General features: G+C 40.1%; 18 protein-coding genes. 4 read left to right on the forward strand and 14 right to left on the reverse strand.

The annotated features are described in order from the left end of the window. Positions 1-88 precede the first annotated feature (88 nt). From FGM01_RS03480 to FGM01_RS03515, 8 genes are all read right to left on the reverse strand, one after another. Positions 89-298 carry a DUF6140 family protein gene (locus FGM01_RS03480; protein ID WP_143409743.1) on the reverse strand — a complete coding sequence of 70 codons (210 nt, stop codon included), beginning with the start codon at positions 296-298 and terminating at the stop codon, positions 89-91. Between the two features lie 8 nt (positions 299-306). Further along, a complete protein-coding gene (locus FGM01_RS03485; RefSeq protein WP_143409744.1) occupies positions 307-987 on the reverse strand; it encodes a hypothetical protein in 681 nt (226 codons plus the stop codon). Positions 988-1,261: 274 nt separating this feature from the next. Beyond that, positions 1,262-1,660, reverse strand: coding sequence for a hypothetical protein (locus FGM01_RS03490; RefSeq protein WP_143409745.1), 399 nt, complete (start codon positions 1,658-1,660; stop codon positions 1,262-1,264). A gap of 10 nt (positions 1,661-1,670) precedes the next feature. Continuing rightward, positions 1,671-2,246, reverse strand: coding sequence for a hypothetical protein (locus tag FGM01_RS03495; RefSeq protein ID WP_143409746.1), 576 nt, complete (start codon positions 2,244-2,246; stop codon positions 1,671-1,673). Positions 2,247-2,372: 126 nt separating this feature from the next. Further along, positions 2,373-3,275 carry a helix-turn-helix transcriptional regulator gene (locus FGM01_RS03500; protein WP_143409747.1) on the reverse strand — a complete coding sequence of 301 codons (903 nt, stop codon included), beginning with the start codon at positions 3,273-3,275 and terminating at the stop codon, positions 2,373-2,375. Between the two features lie 384 nt (positions 3,276-3,659). Further along, complete coding sequence (locus FGM01_RS03505) at positions 3,660-3,881, reverse strand: hypothetical protein (protein ID WP_143409748.1); 222 nt, start codon at positions 3,879-3,881, stop codon at positions 3,660-3,662. A 168-nt stretch (positions 3,882-4,049) separates the two neighbouring features. Then, positions 4,050-4,283 carry a hypothetical protein gene (locus FGM01_RS03510; RefSeq protein WP_143409749.1) on the reverse strand — a complete coding sequence of 78 codons (234 nt, stop codon included), beginning with the start codon at positions 4,281-4,283 and terminating at the stop codon, positions 4,050-4,052. Positions 4,284-4,317: 34 nt separating this feature from the next. Beyond that, complete coding sequence (locus tag FGM01_RS03515) at positions 4,318-5,130, reverse strand: ADP-ribosylglycohydrolase family protein (protein WP_143409750.1); 813 nt, start codon at positions 5,128-5,130, stop codon at positions 4,318-4,320. Between the two features lie 359 nt (positions 5,131-5,489). Between FGM01_RS03515 and FGM01_RS03520 the strand changes: the two genes are divergently transcribed. Next, positions 5,490-6,347, forward strand: coding sequence for a universal stress protein (locus FGM01_RS03520; protein WP_143409751.1), 858 nt, complete (start codon positions 5,490-5,492; stop codon positions 6,345-6,347). A 383-nt stretch (positions 6,348-6,730) separates the two neighbouring features. Here FGM01_RS03520 and FGM01_RS03525 read toward each other — a convergent pair whose 3' ends face one another. From FGM01_RS03525 to FGM01_RS03550, 6 genes are all read right to left on the reverse strand, one after another. Next, positions 6,731-7,570, reverse strand: a complete 840-nt coding sequence (locus FGM01_RS03525; RefSeq protein WP_143409752.1) for a universal stress protein — start codon at positions 7,568-7,570, stop codon at positions 6,731-6,733. 204 nt (positions 7,571-7,774) lie between these two features. After that, positions 7,775-10,147, reverse strand: coding sequence for a DUF2309 domain-containing protein (locus FGM01_RS03530; protein ID WP_143409753.1), 2,373 nt, complete (start codon positions 10,145-10,147; stop codon positions 7,775-7,777). Then, entirely contained in the window at positions 10,144-11,640 is a 1,497-nt protein-coding gene (locus FGM01_RS03535) for a proton-conducting transporter transmembrane domain-containing protein (protein WP_243735754.1), read from the reverse strand. Before FGM01_RS03535 ends, FGM01_RS03530 begins: the two co-directional genes overlap by 4 nt. 73 nt (positions 11,641-11,713) lie before the next feature. After that, positions 11,714-12,004: a hypothetical protein gene (locus FGM01_RS03540; protein WP_143409754.1), complete on the reverse strand. Its 291-nt coding sequence runs from the start codon at positions 12,002-12,004 to the stop codon at positions 11,714-11,716. Positions 12,005-12,007: 3 nt separating this feature from the next. After that, positions 12,008-12,220 carry a hypothetical protein gene (locus FGM01_RS03545; protein WP_143409755.1) on the reverse strand — a complete coding sequence of 71 codons (213 nt, stop codon included), beginning with the start codon at positions 12,218-12,220 and terminating at the stop codon, positions 12,008-12,010. 51 nt (positions 12,221-12,271) lie between these two features. Then, positions 12,272-12,583, reverse strand: a complete 312-nt coding sequence (locus tag FGM01_RS03550; RefSeq protein ID WP_143409756.1) for a hypothetical protein — start codon at positions 12,581-12,583, stop codon at positions 12,272-12,274. A gap of 91 nt (positions 12,584-12,674) precedes the next feature. On the opposite strand from FGM01_RS03550, the gene FGM01_RS03555 reads away from it, so the two are divergent. From FGM01_RS03555 to FGM01_RS03565, 3 genes are all read left to right on the forward strand, one after another. Continuing rightward, on the forward strand, positions 12,675-13,625 hold the full coding sequence (locus tag FGM01_RS03555) for a LysR family transcriptional regulator (RefSeq protein ID WP_143409757.1): 951 nt from the start codon (positions 12,675-12,677) through the stop codon (positions 13,623-13,625). A gap of 205 nt (positions 13,626-13,830) precedes the next feature. Continuing rightward, a complete protein-coding gene (locus tag FGM01_RS03560; protein WP_143409758.1) occupies positions 13,831-14,571 on the forward strand; it encodes an energy transducer TonB in 741 nt (246 codons plus the stop codon). A 128-nt stretch (positions 14,572-14,699) separates the two neighbouring features. Next, the gene (locus tag FGM01_RS03565) at positions 14,700-18,653 is read left to right on the forward strand and encodes an AsmA family protein (RefSeq protein WP_143409759.1); all 3,954 of its coding nucleotides are present in this window, start codon (positions 14,700-14,702) and stop codon (positions 18,651-18,653) included. The last annotated feature ends 129 nt before the right edge of the window (positions 18,654-18,782 follow it).

An 18,782-nucleotide genomic window follows, 5' to 3' on the forward strand; every position in this document is an offset into this window, starting at 1 on the left:
TAAAAAGTTATTTCTACTTTTATCACAGGTAACCCATTTATCAAACATTCTTTGCCCGTTCTATAAATACCCCATAATATCATATAAATTAAATGATGTGATACTCCAAAAACCCGGTATTCAAATAACCTTCAGTCTTCAAATCCAGCCCGTGTACCCTCATAAAAGCATTATGAACTTTCTCCTTTTCATCCAGGGGATTCGCGAACATGGAACTAATTTGCACGGATAGTCCCCCGTCCACATACTCTCCTTTAACATTCATTGCGTGTTTTGTTTTAATTTCAAATGTGGCCATAATTAATTTTATGATTTAGGGATTAATGATATATGGTTAATTGCTTTTGTAATCTTTTCTTTCCCAACGATACTCCCTTGGTTTCTCTTATATGCCATCACCTTCACTCCTTCAGGGGTCGTAAAAGACCTAACCAATCCCAAATTTTCTTCCTGTAACTTCTCCGGGAATAGAACAGCTATTTCCTCATAAGCCTTAAACCCTTCAGCGATTACTAATTCAGGATTCAGCTCTTCTATTAATTGCTTCGTCCACACCCGTGCCTGGTGAAAGATCTTTTGACTGAGTTTTTTAGGAAGTAATTTTAAAAGTTTATTGAAGTCGGCAACATTATCTGTCGCCCAGAAGTAAAAGTTTGATTTTACCGTGTAATGCTTTAGGTCTTCTTCCCTACCTGCCTGGCGGAATAATGATTTAGTTTGCTCTGCTAAAGGATGAGTATTAAGGTAATACTCAAGAGCTTCCATAGGTTCAAACTCTTCCACGATCTTCCCGTGCCATTTGTAATAACCGCCACCGGGATTAAATCCAATAAGTAATATCTTTGGCCGCTCCTGGAGCGGACTGAAAAGTAGTTGACAACCTTTATATAGTGCTTTGATCTCAGGATTCTCTCTTCCGGCTGCGAGGATTTGTTGATGCAAAAGATTAGCTCCCTCAGATATTTCTGAATAGTTCGTAGGTTTCATATTTTAGATAAAGAGATCCTAAGTTGGGACAAAAAACTCTTCAAAATCTCGGTATTGTCAAATCTAAATTTTTTGTTAAAGCAGAAAAGACTCATTTAGTTAACGTATGGATTTTGCCGATTATCGTGTAATTTGTCATTCATGGCCATGATTATTCTATTTTAAAATGAATACAAGAGATTTCTATATCCTCTAAAAAAAGATTTTTCATTTTTAATTATTGAATATCTAATCACCGGTTTTTACATGAAGAGCTTATTACCGCGACTATCACCTACCGGTCAGGAATTCCTTCAAAAAAATAGACTGGTACTCCATACCTATCCCTTATTTTTAGAGTTTGACCATCTAAATAGTATAATTTCTTTCCATAGCGATCCTGAGCTTTGATGGTTTTGCCATTGAAAAAAAACAGCTTAGCCCCATATCTGTTTTTTGACCTAACCTGATCCCCGTCGATATACCATAAAGTCTCCCCGTAACGGTTGCGCATACGTATATGACCGCAATCAAAATAGAATAGCTTATCTCCATATCGATTTTCCTTTTTCAGCAGATTTCCCTCCACAAAGAAGACTTCCTTCCCATACATGTTCTTTTCATAGATCGATTGCCCAAAAGCTTTCAGGCTAAAAAGGAATGTAAATATTGATACAAAAATTTTCAAATACATTATTCAGGATTTAATCGTCCATCCCGGTAAAGGCAAAAAACAAACTTAATACTGCGGCAAAAATGACTGTATCCCTGTAAAACCGCAGATGTTCCGGCCAGATCTCCGCGAGAATAAAAAGAGCCGCCACTTCTATTAAGAATATGGCTATCCATAAATAAATGAACTTCCAGAAAGATCGCAATTCACCCCAACTGGTCCAAAAGATCAATTGCCAGCCGGAAGGATACCTCTTCTCTCTCATATCCCACACAAAATCAGGTTTCTTTTCAACCCTATCTAATTTTAGCCCCTCCTCTTTTTGTCCCTTCGGATCTCTTTTCTTATTCAGGCTTATTTCCAAAAGGCGAATCACGGCTGTAATTAACTGTAATAAGCCCAGTAAGATCAAAAGAGTTACACTAAAGACCAATTCTAACAGCAATCCTATAAAAGCTAGATCCCCAGACATGGACCTGGGACTCGATTTGCGCTGTGCTGAAGCCACAGCGCTTACCCATTTCTCTGCCTCCAGCGTATATCGCAGATTGGTCGTAGCAGAATTGTCATTTGGTCTCCATTTGAAGCCATTATCGGGCATTGGCATAACTAATCTATTTAATTAACAACTGAAACAGTTGCAAATTAGAAAGTTATAGCGCCAAAACATGTCGTTTCTAAAGTTACGGTGATAAATAAAATAAATGGTAAAATTATAATTTATCCATGTACTTTATTTCTTATACACCTCAAGGGATTCTTTTAGTTGTTGAATGATCTTTGTCCTGAGTGATTTCGGTTTTAAGACCTGAACCTGGTTTCCAAAAGAAAGTATTTCCATCCGGAAATCGTAGGTTGGTATAAGGTGATATTTGAAAATAGTCTCCTTTTCAGTTTCAGCGACCAAAGTTTGCGAGTGATGTAAGGGCAGACTTTTTACAAACCTGCCTTCTTTAGGACTAAATGAAAGTTCAATTTTCTCAGGTTTTTCGTCAGTTCCATTGATAATTCCAAAGGAATACCTATAATCCTTTTCCGGATCATACTCCTTCAATTCGTCAAAACTCCTATTGCTGATTTCAAGATCAGAAATGCGATCTAAACCGAAACTTTTAATTACTTCATCCCTGGTATCCTTTCCCAGCAAATACCAGCGCTGGCGAGCCTCCTTTATAGCCAAAGGCTGGACGGTTCGCTTACTAACAGAATCGTTATAATAACTGGTATAGCTGAAACTGATTTCTTTTCTGGATTTTATGGCATGCAATAGACCGTGCATATATTCGGTGCCCAGCGCGCGTCGGTTTTCGAACAGCAGGTGATTCCCAAAATTATTAGAAACCTTAATAGCGTTATAAAGATCGAAAGTTTCCATTAATCTTTCAGAATGTTTTTCCCGACCATCATGAATAATACGGTAAACCTTCATCGATCTATCGTATTTGATCACGATATCATACAGTCGTTCTATATCCTTAATATCTCTTTGGAAAGTTCTAATAGAGCAGTTGAGATTATCTTCTGTAAGTTCTGCCTGGATTTTCAGATAGTCCTGAATTTCCTTAAATGAAGATGGTCTGGTCGAAAGCCTGTGAATAATGAATTGATAGCGTTGAATACCTTCCTGCCTTGACATAAACTAATTGATAAAAATTAAACGATTTTAAAAATATAATCCAATCTTCATACTCTTTCAACTATTCCAAATCTGCTTCTATGATCACGTTGATATTCGAAAAGAATACATCATCGCCTCCAGCTTGTCGAAATAATGTCTACCTTTTTAAATTCTCATCTTAGCTACTTCGAAACATCTCCATCTCGAATTCAAAAATATCATGCTTTTCAAAAAACTGGTTTACTCCAGCCCACTCTCCAGTCAGGCAAAATTGATTATCCTGATGAATAATTCCTCTCTGGTTTCCTTCAGGAATCAAAGAGCCAAAAAGATGTTTTCTCTGTGAACGGTCACCCCAGGTTGAAATTCATTTTATAGCTCAATATAGAATTTTCTTTCAAATTATTGGAGTTTTGTAAACTCCCACTCCACCTCTCCCAGATCGATCGTATTTATCATTTTCATTTCCAGCGTTGCCGGAAAAACATCTGGACTACCAACATGCAGACATAATTCGTATCCTCCAAAAGTTTCTTCTTCCAGATTGATCCTGTTACCATAACTACGTTCGGCCAAAATATGCTGGTATTGTTCTTCGGTAAGGGTGATTTCGAGTTTTCTCATTTCAGAATTTTACAAGCCAATTTTAAGACCTTAGGCCGCCAATATGTGTCGTGATCAAATATTATGATTGAGGCTTTCCAAATATCTTTCCTGCTATGATTAAACATTACTTCATTTAACATTTAAAAAAGGATCCTTTATTCCTAAGCCAATAAATTGTGAGGTATCTCATTCTTCCTCCCCAAAGTCCAGGAAAGGTCCAAAACTATTGCCGCTTATCTGTTGCATGTCATCATATAATTTATCCAGCACCCTTTCAGCACTTTTCTTATGCGCCCAGTAAGGCGCACCTTCTCCCTGATCCAATTGTTCCTGACAATGCTGGATCATGTTACGCAGGGCAACTCTTAACATGACCATTTCTGAATCGTTGAACCTGATGTTGAAAGAATATTGAGTCATAAATTATCGATTGGTGACATTAATACTAAGTAATCTATTGTTGTGAACTTCTGAACCATTCCTTATCCAAATCAATCTCCAGGGGATATTTCAGCTGGAAATCAAATAACACTTCTTTCATTACCGTGGGTAATTTCTTCCGGGCATAGTCTAAAAGGTCTGTCGGGATCTCTTTATAAAAAGCTTCTGCGATCCCTCCTGCCATGCAGGCGATGGTATCACTATCTCCTCCTAAAGAGATCGCTAACCTTATTGCAGACTCATAATCGCTGCTATCCAGAAATGCAATAATAGCTTCAGGCACCGAGCCCCGGCAACTAACATCAAATTTATAATCTGGCCGGATCTCTTCGATGGTACGATTTAGATCATAACCAAATTCCTCTTCGATAAACTTTTTGATCCGGAATTTCTCCTGCCCGGTCCTGGCCAGAAAAATAGCGGCGGCAATTGCTTCTGCTCCTTTTATTCCTTCAGGATGATCGTGCGTGGGTAAAGCAGTCTTTTTTGCTTCCTGCAGCACCTCTGCCAGATCATTGAAGGCGTAAGCCACGGAGCTAACTCTCATCGCTGATCCATTCCCCCAGCTATGATAAGGTTTTTGCACGTCAGCCTGCATCCATTCTCTAAAACTTCTGCCATATCCCGCCCAGGGATATTTCCACGCCCATTTTAGCAGACTTTTTTCATAGTTTCCATCTTTCAGCAAAGCATCGGCGACTGCGATAGTCAGGACACTGTCATCGGTTATCCTGGAACCAAAGTTCATTAATTCAATTTCAGTAGATTTTACATTTTTACCTTCGAAGACCGAACCGACGATATCCCCTATTATTGCGCCTATCATATTTATTATTTAGAATTAAAATTCTAAGATTGTTCTTTAAAAGCCTGATTTTAATTTTGTGCTCAAACTTGTGCTGTACTAATCCTTGAACAGCTTTAAAATTCATCAAGCTCACATATAGCTGGTATAGTTAGCGCAATTTTCACAATTCTGCAAACCCATACTGCACTTATAATGGTTCTTTTTATAAAAATTTAAATAGGTTATTTAGGCAATAAGGTATCTTCCAGGTTAACTAACGCTTCGCCCTCCAAATTTTCCCCAACCATGACATTCCTCATTTTTTAGTCTGCCTCCCCGGGCTAATTTTACAAAGTCTAAAAGCGGCACTTATAAAATTCATCCTAAAGAAGATCATCATGAAAAATATACTAATTGCTACAGACTTTTCGAAAGAGGCCTATTGCGCGCTGCATTATGCCACGCAGCTATTCGGCGAAAAGGAATCTAAATATTATATCGCCTATTTTATCGGGGATAAGATACATGCCTCTGTTTATAGCGGAATAAAGCAGCAGGAATTTAATAAAGTTCCACAACTAATCCAGGATTCTGAAGTCAATAATACGGCAACCCTGCATAGGATTGTTCGGGATTCAGGATTTAGCGCAGGGCATTTTGAGACCATAAGTTCAGAAAACAAATTGGGAGTCGGAATTAAAGAGCTTATAGCGAGCCGGCAGATAGATGTGGTGGTGATGGGAACCAAAAAACATGACGGATTGCTGGAGAGTATCACCGGCACCCATACCACCAGGATCATTGACAGCTCGTTGCCGGTGCCTTTATTGGTGGTACCACGGGAACTGGATTTTACGGGGCTTAGAAATATTGCTTTTGCCAGTGAACTTATCTATGATTTCAATTTCGAAGCCTTAGAGCTGCTAAAAGACATTGCCCTGTCTCATGGAGCCCGTATATGCCTGGTTCATGACGGAGATGAAACTGAAATGTCCCAGCGTCAATGGAGGAATTATAATGCTTTTAAAACCTTCTTTGGAGAAGTACCGGTAGGACTGGAATTTTACCATTCTCATCATGAGGTGTCCTATACAATTTCGAGCTTTGTAAAAGAAAAGAAGATGGATATGCTGGGGATAGGTTACTATAAACATTCCCCCGGCGGAAGTATTTTCCGGGAGGCGGTGGTGAAAAAAATTGACAGGCACCTGTCATTTCCTCTACTGGTGATGCCAACCCAGAGCAGATCTGAATAATGAAAATTGAATTAGCCAACTGTTAAGCCCCGGAGATATTTATTCGGGGCTTATTTTTTTCCGACCAGGAACATATCCTGAATGGATCAGCTTCCCGAAACATATACATTTGTCGACTTTATCCTTTTCAGAAGAAACCCCGGGATAAAATGCAATGTATTTTTAGTCTTTTAAAGCCTTAGTCTTCATCAAGGTTTATCAAATTTCCATCGTTATCCATTTTCTTATTTCTCTGCAGAATTGCCATAAGCCGGATATCCATTAACTGCTATCAGGAATTTCGCCATGAGTAGCAGGTTACAGGTCATAAAAAACAGTGTAGGATTCAGTATCTCAAGTAATTACAATCAGCAGAACAGAAAAAAAGGATTTTGACTGCAAGCTTAAGCTTTAACCGGGCTTACCAGAAACGGGATATTGGTATGGTACACCAGATCGCTTACCACCGGTTTAAACAGAATATTTTCGAAAAAGGAGCGCTTCTTGTGTACCATAAATACCAGGTCTATCTGGTATGCCTTCTGAAATTTCTCCACGGCATCGGGTACATCTTTAGCTTCGGTTAAATGAAAAACAATCTTCTGATCTTTAAAAAATTCTAAAATAAGCTCCCGGTTTTTTTTCTGCTCCTCTTCGAGCTTATCTGAAGTATATACATTCATCACGTGCAGCTTCGCCTGGTGGAGTTCCGTAAAGAATTTTATCATCTCCAGGTCGGTGGTTCTTACAATTTTATAATCTGTAGCAAAAAGGATCTGTTCCGGTTTTTTAAACTTATAGCCAGAGGGTACGGCCAGCACCGGCAGGTCTACTTTTTTGATGGTATACATGGTATGGGTTCCCAGGAAGACCTCTAAAGCACCGGTTGCTCCCTGTGTTCCCATCAGGATCATATCGATCTGTTTTTCCTTGACCATACTTTTGATCTTGCTGATCAATAAGTTAAAATCGACCGTCCATTCATAGCTATGCCGGGGATTGCTGAATTCGTTACCTATATTTCCTATCATGGTACGCATTTTCTCTGCCGCAGCTTCCCGCTCTGCCCTTACCAACTCAACAGAAGTAAAGTTCTTGAGCGCTTTGCCCGAATTATAGGCGGCCGGGGTAAAAGTGTGCAGAAAATAGAATGTGCACTCTGTTTTTTCAAATAATTGCAAGGCATATTTTATCGCGTTAACCGAGTTATCAGAGAAATCGGTGGGAAGAAGTATATTTTTCATCGTGATCTTTTTACAGCCCTTAATTTACTGAAAAACAGCATTTTAAAATATGACCTCCGTCAGATTTTCCAAAAATCCGGCAATTTAAATTATCTCGTTAAAATTAAAATACATTAAAAAGAGGCCGTGAAGAAAGCTGGACCTTACTACGAATCCACCCTTAACTTCCCGACCTCTTCCACAGGCTAATAATTTCTGTAATATTTAATTCACCAGTTCCATTTCAGAGATGGTGCTTTTTGCAGCATTTACTTCAGCCTTCTCAATTACAGGCTGCCAGTCCATATTTCTGCTATATCGTTTAACGCGGTTTTCTTCGGTAGGATCCATGACCAGCAGGTAGATCCATTCATTATCCAGCAGTTGTTTCAGATTTTCGTTTCTAAGCAGAATATCTGATATTCTCTTTTCCGGAGCCTGGATCAATACAGAAAGACGCAGGGGTTGATGGTACATTTCGGTATCTGTTTTGTTCAGGGATTGCAATGGTAATCCCATTTTCAGGTCACCACCGTTTCCTTTAACCACCCCGAACCTGCCGGTGATATTATGAGTGATCTTGGAGTCACCACCAAATACTTCATTATCCACGCTGGAGAAGTAATAATGATTATTTATCCATTGGGTAACCACCATAGGCCCCTGCATAATACCTTCAAGAGCTGTACCTTCCTTATCACTTTCCCAGTTATAGGAATGCAGGAAGCAGCGGCTGTCCAGGTTCGAATTTTTCGTGAGTTCGCGGGGCCCTATGATAAACCCGGCATTTTTTGCCAGTCCCCATTCCGGCCTGGTTTCGCTCCAGTTATTAGCTTTGATGTCTGAAAGCTGTACGCCTTTATCTTTCGTTCTTAGACGGTCGCGGGTGGCAGTTTCCCGGGCTCTGCGCAGGTTTTTCTTAAGATTCTCTAGCTGCTCAAAATGTGATTCCGGTACCTGGGCGTCAAAAAGTTCGATCTCATCTGTGGTTGTATTATGTTCTGCACCTACAAAGACCGTATTCCCGGGAATTAAGATGTTATATTCGGCAGCCAGTAATTCCCTTACCTCTTTCAGGTTGGCCAGTTTAGCGATCATCCGGGCATTATTCCTGCCGGGACTGGCCGCACAGGCTCCGCAGTCCAGACTTGATCCAAAAGCGTTATTTGCGGTATGGCTCCCATGTCCCGCAAAAACCACCAGGGGTGCAAATTCCTTCCAGCCCATGAGGTTGAAGGCAGATCTTACGATTCCGGCCTTTTCTTCCAGGGAGATCATCTGCAGTCCACGGTTGGTGGAATTCTTTATCATATCTGTCTCACATAAACTTTCCTGCTGAAAGCGCCTGCCGGAACTTTTGCGGTATAAGAATCCGGGGGTTAAGGTCCGGGCGAGCATAGAGACACCATAAAGAACCCCGGTTCCCTCCACATATCCAAAGGCTGAAGGAAGCATATTCTTCATGCGGGTAAGGAAATAATCCTGAAAACCAGAAACCTGATTTTTCTTTTGCAGCTGCAGCGCATCTGTTTCCCTGTTCTTTTGAGGAATTTCTGAAACTTTATAGGCCGACTCAACTATCGGCGGGCAGGATTTTCTCAGCATGCCATCTTTAAGGTCTGTGTAATCCATGGCGATGCCAAAGAATCCGGCATAACCGTAAGTCTCATAATTTCCGGCTGCTTCTACATGCCGGCGAATCAACTCAGACCTGGTATCTATGCAAAATACAAGCTGGGCGTCTGGTTTTTTCTTTTGTTTTGTCTTTGAAGAATTTGACTTTTTAAGGGTTTGTACCAGGGTTTTCTGCCATGTCTGCTCCCAGGTTTTCAGCCAGATTAACTGCATTTCGGCGATGCGCCTGTTACCTGAAGTTTTTAGATCTAATGGCAATATCTGTAAATTCAGATGCTTACAGATCCAGAATCTTACCCCGAGATAATCCTGCAGACTGATGGGGAAATTCTGTTGCCAGGAAGTATTAGCTTCCACCCGGTGTTTTATATATCCGGTCCAGCCGGGCAAGGCGGCAAGATGGCTCATAAATATTCGGCTGTATTCATCCCTGGAAAAACCATGCAGACTTTCTTCAATAGCCTGCGCACTGGTTTCAGGAATATCTGAAGTCCGGCTAACATTAAAATCATTATCATACCTGGCGAGATCCCTCCAGGCTTTATAAAATCCTTTTTTCCTGCCGGGCATTTGCCATTCTGCCAGACCTTCATCCATAAAAGCAGCCAGCCACTTCGCCATGATAAGGTCTACCTGGTGGTATTCATTTTCGATCTCTTTTTTAGAATGGTTTTCAAAAAGTTCCAGGCATAATTCCGGAGACTCAAAAAAGCCATTTTCTGCCAGATTATCTATTAAAGCCTCGTTATTAATATCTCCGCTTTCCCAGGCCTGCCGGAATAAGGAAACATCGGGCAGTATATTAGCTTTAAGCAGCTTTCCTGCTTTCTCCAGGGCCTCCCCGAAGGCAGACTTTTCGTAGCCGGATAAAGGATTGGAGGTTACAAATGAATAGAGAGGCCAGGTTCTTCCAATCGCCCGGGAAACCTCGTTAATTGAATTATTCAGGTGCTGTGAATTCATAAGGATCTGGATTTATACATTAATACCGACTTTTTATAGGGCTGGGATGCATTCATTAGTTTCACATAGAGCCAGGATACATTTCTATATGCCCCAAGTTTCATCATAAAGAAACCGGCGAGGAAAATAATCCCGAACCCTATTTGTATCCATGAAAGTGATAAAGGCACATTTACCATGGGCATTCCTGCCATCAGGTAGGTTACCCCGTTATAAATAAGGGCGTATATCCCAATTCCCATTACAAATATTAGTACCGGGATATACAGTTTTTGAGTATTAGAAAGTATGCGCTGTTTTACAATATTATAAGTAGCCTGCCCTACCGTAATAGCTACGATCAGGGTAAGAAATATACCGCTGTCCAACGTCATTCCCTTACCGGTGACCAAAGCGAAAAGAAAGGCTCCGGCAATACTGAAGATGCTTACCATTACTGCCTGGACAGGTTTTATCCTGATAATTAGCGGTGCAGAAGGGCTGGAATATTTTACCTCCTCTCCTGCCGAAAGAAATAAATATGCTTTATAGAATCCATGCAGGATAAGGTGGACCACCGCAGCATTAAAAAACCCTAAGCCGCATTGCATGATCATAAATCCCATCTGGGCTATAGTAGAACAAGCCAGCTTTTGTTTCACATTTACCTGCAACAATTTTGTGAACTGCGAGATAACCGCGGTAAGTCCACCGATGATAAAAAGGATATTAAGCGTGTCTGAAGCAATGATCATCGTTGAAAATATAGCCAGGATGATCCCCGATCCATTTACGAACCCCGCATGCATTAATGCTGAAGCAGGAGTTGGTGCCGTCATGGCTGAAAGTAGCCAGCGGTGGAAAGGATAGATGGCAGACTGTATGATCGCGGCAGTGATAATGCAAACTGCTGAAGTAAAGGCGATATAATAAGGTAGTTCTTCTGTTGCTGCAATCAATCCCGTTACAGTAAACATATTCAACTTAAATGCAGGTAGAAGAATGCCGAGGGCTAAAAGAACACTGCCTGCGAGAAAGATTCTTTGAGCATACCCGGCAGCCTGCCTCGCTTCTCCCCATTTTGAATTCACCCCGATTAGACCTGCCATGAAAACACCCATAAGTAACCATGAAAGTAAGAATGGAATGATATGATCTGAAACGACCAGTAACATGACCGAGGCCGTAAAACCGAGACTTAACCAGTTAAACCTGCTATGACCGGTGAAACCGTGTAAATAATTTAGGGCATAACTGCTGGTAACCGCGCTGAAGAAGCTAACGGTTAACCAAATTAAAAGGGAAAAACCGTTAAAAAGGAATATTCCATTGCTCCAGTCTGGAAGGTCATTCATACTTATTAGAAGTATGAACAGATTGCCCACAAACAGGGTCCAGAGAAATATGGAAAAAATACGGGCGCCAAAAACAGACCCGGAATAGCCGGGTCTGCTCTTTAATTCAGCATAATTATCCGGATCCATCAGCGGATCACTTGCTGTTTTTTCTTTCATTTGTTTCTTTTTTAGAGATTTGGTGGAAGCCGTTGAATTGGCAAAGTGCTTAGTAGTGTGTGCGGGTGATATTTTATGATTGTTGCCCATCCCGCGAAATAAGATTCACTTTAATTGAACTATTGATCTCGATATACAGATCCTCGTTATGTGCCTTTAGGACCATCTTCTCGATAGTTTTCTTTGCTTCCTTAAGTTCTTTAATCCGTTTTTCAGAATTAAAGTTAAGATCGTGATCTTCTATTCTAAGATTCAGTGATTTTAAGGCGTGAAACTGGATCTTGTTATTTAAGACCGAGAGCAGAATTTCGGCAGCTTCTGCCGGGCTAAACCTTCCTTTGATAAATTTAAGATCCTCTGGCATCACCTATTTTTTATTCAGCTGATCTAATTCGTTGCCGGAAGTTTCTGAAATTGGCAGATTCTCCTGTATACGCAGAAAGAATACCACCCCCAGAACGATACTGCACACCAGTAATTTGTCAAAGAATACGCTGTTATTTAAATATGAGTAGGTCATGATCGTGATTAGTGCGATCATTCCAAGAATTGGTAGAATACTGTTTTTAAAAATGCTCATGTAAAATAATTTTTAGGTAAAACTTTTGATTTTAATCGATCATCAGATATTCTAATCTTCACAGGGAATGATCTCCAGAGTTCCTTTGATCTTAAAACATCTTCCCTGTTCGTTAAATTCAGAGATGAAATCCTTAGCAAGATTTTTCTGCTCTTCCAGTTCCGTAATTCTGTCATTTAACCCGCCGGTCACGCACTTGTGATCTCCTTCCCAGATCTGCAGCCTCTGGATCTTATGGAAATTCACTTTTTGATCTATCAAAGCGGTAATAATGTGAGAAGCTTCGGCGCGGGTAAATTTCCCTTTTACGAGTTCTACTTTTTGACTTACCTGTTCTGCAATTGCCTGATTTTGAATTTTCATGATATGTGTTTTTGATTTCTGATTACAAAGTTGGGGCATAGAATCAATATATTTTTATTTATATTCGTTATGCTTTACATAAACATTATTTATGAACTATACCCTGCACCAGCTTCAGATCTTTTTGAAAATTACCCAGCTTAAGAGTATTACCAAGGCTTCAGAAGAGCTACACCTTACCCAGCCGGCGGTATCCATTCAGCTGAAAAAATTTCAGGATCAATTCCCCATTCCCCTTACAGAAGTTACCGGCAGGAAATTGTATATCACAGATTTCGGCAAAGAAATCGCCAAGGCTGCAGAGAGAATCATCAACGAGGTATATGCCATAAATTATAAAACTATGGCCTTCCAGGGAGAGATCACCGGACTGCTTAAGATCGCCGTGGTTTCCACCGGGAAATATGTGATGCCTTATTTCCTTGCTGAATTCATGAAACGCAATGAGGGGGTGGAACTGGCCATGGAGGTGACCAATAAAGCCAGGGTGGTAAGAAGCCTGGAACTAAATGAAGTAGATTTTGCCCTGGTATCTGTACTGCCAAAAAAGCTGAAAATCAACACCGTTCCCCTGATGCCCAATAGCCTGTTTCTTGTGGGAAGCGAAAAATTAGAATTTGCGAAAAATGCCACCAGGAAAAAGATATTTGAGAACCTTCCGCTTATCTACAGGGAGCAGGGTTCGGCGACCAGAAACGCCATGGAGAGATTTATCACGAAAAATAAACTTTCTATTAGAAAAAAGATCGAACTGATGTCTAACGAGGCAGTAAAACAAGCTGTGGTTTCAGGACTGGGATTTTCTATCATGCCTTTAATTGGTATTAAGAATGAACTTAAAAACGAAGACCTTCATATTACTCCTATCAAAGGTCTGCCTATACATACCACCTGGAATCTGGTATGGCTCAAATCCAAGAAGCTGTCTCCAGCCGCTGCAGCTTACCTTGAGTTTGTAAAAACCAATAAAAAAGATCTTATCACAAAAAGTTTTGATTGGGTAAAACACTATGATAAAGAAAGAATGTTAGTGAAAAAGTGATCTGTCAATGCGCAAGGCACCCTTGCTCGGCCTAAGGCTATCATCCCTTTTTTTTAAATTTTCTGAAATACTTCAGCATTATAAAACGGCATAGCATACTCCAAAACATATTGAAAATAGCCTGGGATGATTTTCGTCATATTTTTTCTTGAGATCTGGAAGTAACTTCTGGATAAATTAATAATGACTCTTAAAAAATCAAGTCATGCAAGTCAAGAATAATCCAAAAGCAGATCTAAGCCGGAATAGTTTCATATTCTTCCAGATAGGTTTAATCATCATTCTGGGCATCATTTATATTGGAATTGAATGGAAGTTCGTAGAAAATGATCCGTCCCAGGCCTACGAAATTTTAATGCCAGAGATAGAGCAGGAAGATATTCCCGTTACCGCAATAAAAGACCTGCCTCCACCTCCACCTCCTCCACCCGCGGTTCCAGAGGTGATCGAAGTGATAGAAAATGATCTTGATGTGGAAGAAACAGAGATCCAGTCTACCGAGTCTAATCTTGAGGAAAGAATAGAAGTAATAGAAGTTGCCCAGATCGTAGAAGAAGAGCTGGAGGAAACAGTGGAAGAAGTACCTTTTGTTCTAATTGAAGATGTGCCAATTTTTCCCGGCTGTGAGAAATTTACTGATAATCAAAGCAGGAAGAATTGTATGTCTTCAAAAATCGATGAATTTATCCATAGGGAATTTAATACCGATTTGGGCGCGCAGCTTAATCTGTATGGGATCAATAAGATCTATGTAGTATTCCGGATCAACGAAAAAGGGCTGGTAAGCAACATACAGGTAAGAGGACCACACAGGGTACTGGAACAGGAAGCAGAACGAGTGATCAAACTACTGCCCAGAATGACGCCGGGGAAACAGCGTAATATACCTGCCAGCGTGGTCTATACGCTGCCTATTACCTTCGAGGTAATTAATACCCAGATGTAGAGCATAAACCAAATTCAATTTTATAAAAAAGTACCGGCCATTCCGGTACTTTTTGTTTCTTAGTAACTGTGAATACCTGACGGGTTAAAATTTTTAGTTTTACCTGTCATGGTTGTAATATAAAACGATTGGAAATCCCGGATTCTAAAAAGAAAAGATCAAAGTTCAAATGGCTGAAACGCGCTGCGGCTATTCTCGGGGTCCTGTTGCTGGTTCCCACGCTGCTATTTACCATTGGCTGGTTCAACCGGGATCTGCTTATTGATGAGTTACAGGACTGGTACCGCGAAAATAATAACGGCAGCCTGGAGATCGGGAAAGTAGACGCTACCTTTGTAAAAGGTTTTCCTAACGTGGGTTTTACTATTCAGAATATTTACCAGACCAGTTTTGACACCATTCTGGATAAGAGAACAGCAATATTTATCAAAAACACCCAGGTTACTATTTCCGCAACAGATCTTTTGACCGGGAATATACGTTTTAGAAATATTGAAATAGACCAGGCCAGTATCAAAACCGAAGTAGAATCTGATAAATCTTTGCTGAATTATATACTTCTGAAAAAAAAGAGGCAGTCTAATGCCACTTCTGGTCTTGTTTTACCACCATGGATTCACCCAGAAAGAACGAATTTCCGCCTTAAAGATGTGAAATTTGTTTCCCGGGATACTATGCTCAATAAGTATTTTAATCTGGAAATCCACCTCGCCAATGGAAAGATAAGAACGCAGAATGAGCAGGTAACAGGAAATCTCAATTTCAAGGTAACGGTTAACGATCTTGGATTTAATACCAAAAAAGGCAGCTATATAAATGGCGCTCTGGTAAGTGGAAACCCGGAGTTTAGGCTAAATCAGCAATCAAATATTCTGAATGTTCCTGAATTTCCTTTAAAGATCGATCAGCAAACCTTTTCAACCTCAGCAGCATTTGATTTTAATAAAATCAACTCCTACAGTTTTAATCTTTCCAATCCTGAAACCGATTTCCAGGAACTAAAGGCTTTGTTACCGCAAAGCTTATCTGTTAAACTAGCTCCATATAGCGTACTTAACCCAATCGAAACAAATCTTGAATTGAGTGGAGAATTTAAATACGGGGATACTCCTGTAGTACAGGGAGAATTTTCGACTGAAAAGAACAGGATAAGTATCAACGATAGTCTTGAAGTGAATGACGTTTTCTTCAACGGCTATCTTACAAATTTGATTTATACCGATGAAGATGGTAATTATAAGCAGCCGGGAAAGAAGGATATTAAAATTTTCTTTGAGGAATTAAGTGGGAAGCTCCAGGATTTAAATATCGATGCGACGAGCTCATATTACCAGACGACCGCAGAGGCATTGAATTTCATTGAAGGTCGCTTAAGGATGTCTGGGTCTAATGAAACCCTGGCGAGAATAATGCAGACCAGTAATTTCGATTTTATTGGAGGTGATTTTTCCCTGGACACCCATATTAGCGGGGACATTTCTGAACCTGAGCAAGTCTTTGACTATGCAACCGGAGATTTTAGTATAGAGAACACCAGGGTAGTCCTGCAAAAGAATAACCTGCAATTGCCCGTAGAGATATTAGACATCAATCTTGATCATCAAAATTCCACGCTGGAAAAACTAAAAATTAACCTCCCTAACGGTGAGCATCTTATATTTTCTGGAAAGGTGAAGAATATATCTTCCCTGCTAATGGACCAACCTGAAGATCCCGCCATCGTAGAGGTCTCACTGAATTCTGAAGAGCTGAATATTAACCAGCTGATAAATACCGCTATGGAATTTATCCCGGAAACAGAAAAACAACAGAACAGAACAACTACCCTGCACGAAACTGTGGCAACTATCTATCATAAATTCCAGCCCAGTTTCAGCCTGAGTCTAAAATCAGTGGTTTACGATTCCATCAGACTCAGAGATCTTACTGCAGATATACAATTGACCAACTCAGAAACCATTAAATTAAATAAGCTGGGCTTTAATTATAATAATGCTTTCACAGAGCTGCAAGGCAGCCTGAAGATACCAGGTACCAAAGAGAAATACCGGGAACCCCTTTTTATAGATGTAGAGGCAAATACCTCGGGTCCACTACAGGTTTTTCAGGACCTTTTCAAGATCAAATTGCTGGAAATTAATTCAGGGGAATTTGATTTTAAGGGAAAAGTCACCGGTAATATTCAGAAATTCGAACAACTGCTTAATAATGCCCATGGTGACCTTAAATTAAAAAATGCCCGCCTGTATTATCCCCTGGCAGATCTGAATATTGAACTTGATTCAATGAAAGTAGGGGTTCATAATGCCGAAATCGTACTGGACCGTTTCCAGATAGAAATAGACGATAATCATCCTATCGCCATCCAGGGGAGCATAACAGAATTTCCCGGTTTCCTGCTGGATAACCTTAAAAGTAAAGGTAGAGTTAAGCTAGGTGTGGAATCTACATTTATAGATCTCGACCAATGGATGGAAACCATGCATTCACTGGAAAAAGACTCCGCTTCCAAGCCCATTAAAAACCGGGAACTGGCCGTAATTTTTGCAGATATACATCAGTTTGACCCTGAATTCATTCTGAAAGTAGATTCCTTGAAATACCAGGATCTACTTTCCGAAGATATTTCAGCAAGGGTTTATTTTGAAAATGACTCTATACTGAAGCTGGACGATCTGAGCATTCGCTACAAGAATTCTAAGGCCGTAATCAAAGGAATGTTATCTGCACATCACCTGTTGGAATCTGCGGCAGATCAAAACCCTTTCAATTTCCGGTTTTCGGCAGAAGCCAGCGGGAAATCTAAAGACCTTAATGAACTATTAAAAACGGTAAATTTTAATCTAACCTCTGGCGATTTTGAATTTACGGGGAGTTATGAAGGAGAAGCCCGCGATCTCAAGGTTTTAAATTCTGAAGTGCGTGGCGACCTGAGGCTGGATACTACTATGGTTGATATTACCGCTATAGATATCCAGGTTCCTGTGGACAGACTTCATCTGGAGATCGAAAATAATCTGGCTACGCTGGACCTGTTGGAAGTCAATCTACCGGGGAAAAGCTCTATAAGTATTACCGGTGAGATAGATAATTTCTCGAATTTTGTAAATAATACGCAGGAGAGTAATTCACATCAGTCCAGGTTTACAATAAGATCACCTCACCTGGACAGCAAGGATGTGGAAGAATTTATAGGCATTAGATCCAGGGAAAAGGATAGTACTGGCAAAAAGAAATTTGAAATTAAAAGCCTGAAAAAGATATTGCGCAATCTCAATAACTCCTATTTTCCTTCGGCCAGTATTGCCATAGACAGCCTGGTGCATAAAAAACTCGCAGTTTCAAATTTCACTTCAGAAATAGGCTTTAATGACAGTGGTGCGATAAGGATTGAAGACACCAAACTTAAATATCATGATGGCTCGATAGCTCTTTTACTCCAGGCGGGGGTAGCTTCTCCAGTGGGTCTACCCATGAAGATCGATATGGAAATCGAAGATATAGACCTGGGTGAACTGGTTAAAGACCTTGATTATTTCAATTATAAAGAACTTAAGGAAACCGAGAAAATTGAGGGCAATTTAAACCTGGATCTTGACCTTACCGGTGTTTTTGACCGCGAAGGAAATTTAAAGATGAATACCCTCAATGGATTTGTCACCGTGGAACTTTTGGAAATGGCTATCTATGATTTTAAGCCTATTATAGAAAATGTGAAGCTATTCAGTGAAGAACGCTTTGAGAAACTACAATTCAGACCTGTAACCCAAACTTTCAAGGTGGTGGACGGGATTATTGAGATCCCCAGGACACAGGTACAGTCTACTGCCCTGCAACTTTTTATCGAAGGCCAAATGAAAATCGGGGAATATATAAACATCTGGATCTCCCTGCCCTGGAATAATATTTTCAAAAGCCGCGACGGCGATGAATTACCGCAAAAAGTTTCTTTTGAGAATTCAGGAGCAAAATTTTACCTGCAGCTGGTTCAGGATAAAAACCATACAAAAGAGAAAAAGCGAAAGCTAAAAACAAAATTCAGACTGGGAAACAGGAAGCTGGAGAAAAGCAGGAAGGATTAAGATTATACATAGTAACTCAAAAAAGTCATTTTTTTAGGCGTACTTACCTCTTAATGCCTTAGGTTTAGACCCTCGAAAAGTTTAAATATAAAATTTGAACTTCTCACGGTAGAGTATATAATTTTATTC

Origin of the sequence: Christiangramia sabulilitoris, assembly GCF_007050985.1 — a bacterium.
Lineage (GTDB): Bacteria > Bacteroidota > Bacteroidia > Flavobacteriales > Flavobacteriaceae > Christiangramia > Christiangramia sabulilitoris.

Excerpts from the sequence above, each read along its gene's own strand:
- FGM01_RS03515 (WP_143409750.1), bottom strand. The coding sequence starts at position 5,130 with ATGATAGGCGCAATAATAGGGGATATCGTCGGTTCGGTCTTCGAAGGT.
- FGM01_RS03560 (WP_143409758.1), top strand. The coding sequence starts at position 13,831 with ATGCAAGTCAAGAATAATCCAAAAGCAGATCTAAGCCGGAATAGTTTC.
- FGM01_RS03485 (WP_143409744.1), bottom strand. The coding sequence starts at position 987 with ATGAAACCTACGAACTATTCAGAAATATCTGAGGGAGCTAATCTTTTG.
- FGM01_RS03525 (WP_143409752.1), bottom strand. The coding sequence starts at position 7,570 with ATGAAAAATATACTTCTTCCCACCGATTTCTCTGATAACTCGGTTAAC.
- FGM01_RS03555 (WP_143409757.1), top strand. The coding sequence starts at position 12,675 with ATGAACTATACCCTGCACCAGCTTCAGATCTTTTTGAAAATTACCCAG.
- FGM01_RS03540 (WP_143409754.1), bottom strand. The coding sequence starts at position 12,004 with ATGCCAGAGGATCTTAAATTTATCAAAGGAAGGTTTAGCCCGGCAGAA.
- FGM01_RS03495 (WP_143409746.1), bottom strand. The coding sequence starts at position 2,246 with ATGCCAATGCCCGATAATGGCTTCAAATGGAGACCAAATGACAATTCT.
- FGM01_RS03530 (WP_143409753.1), bottom strand. The coding sequence starts at position 10,147 with ATGAATTCACAGCACCTGAATAATTCAATTAACGAGGTTTCCCGGGCG.
- FGM01_RS03535 (WP_243735754.1), bottom strand. The coding sequence starts at position 11,640 with ATGAAAGAAAAAACAGCAAGTGATCCGCTGATGGATCCGGATAATTAT.
- FGM01_RS03510 (WP_143409749.1), bottom strand. The coding sequence starts at position 4,283 with ATGACTCAATATTCTTTCAACATCAGGTTCAACGATTCAGAAATGGTC.
- FGM01_RS03500 (WP_143409747.1), bottom strand. The coding sequence starts at position 3,275 with ATGTCAAGGCAGGAAGGTATTCAACGCTATCAATTCATTATTCACAGG.
- FGM01_RS03480 (WP_143409743.1), bottom strand. The coding sequence starts at position 298 with ATGGCCACATTTGAAATTAAAACAAAACACGCAATGAATGTTAAAGGA.
- FGM01_RS03545 (WP_143409755.1), bottom strand. The coding sequence starts at position 12,220 with ATGAGCATTTTTAAAAACAGTATTCTACCAATTCTTGGAATGATCGCA.
- FGM01_RS03520 (WP_143409751.1), top strand. The coding sequence starts at position 5,490 with ATGAAAAATATACTAATTGCTACAGACTTTTCGAAAGAGGCCTATTGC.
- FGM01_RS03490 (WP_143409745.1), bottom strand. The coding sequence starts at position 1,660 with ATGTATTTGAAAATTTTTGTATCAATATTTACATTCCTTTTTAGCCTG.
- FGM01_RS03505 (WP_143409748.1), bottom strand. The coding sequence starts at position 3,881 with ATGAGAAAACTCGAAATCACCCTTACCGAAGAACAATACCAGCATATT.
- FGM01_RS03550 (WP_143409756.1), bottom strand. The coding sequence starts at position 12,583 with ATGAAAATTCAAAATCAGGCAATTGCAGAACAGGTAAGTCAAAAAGTA.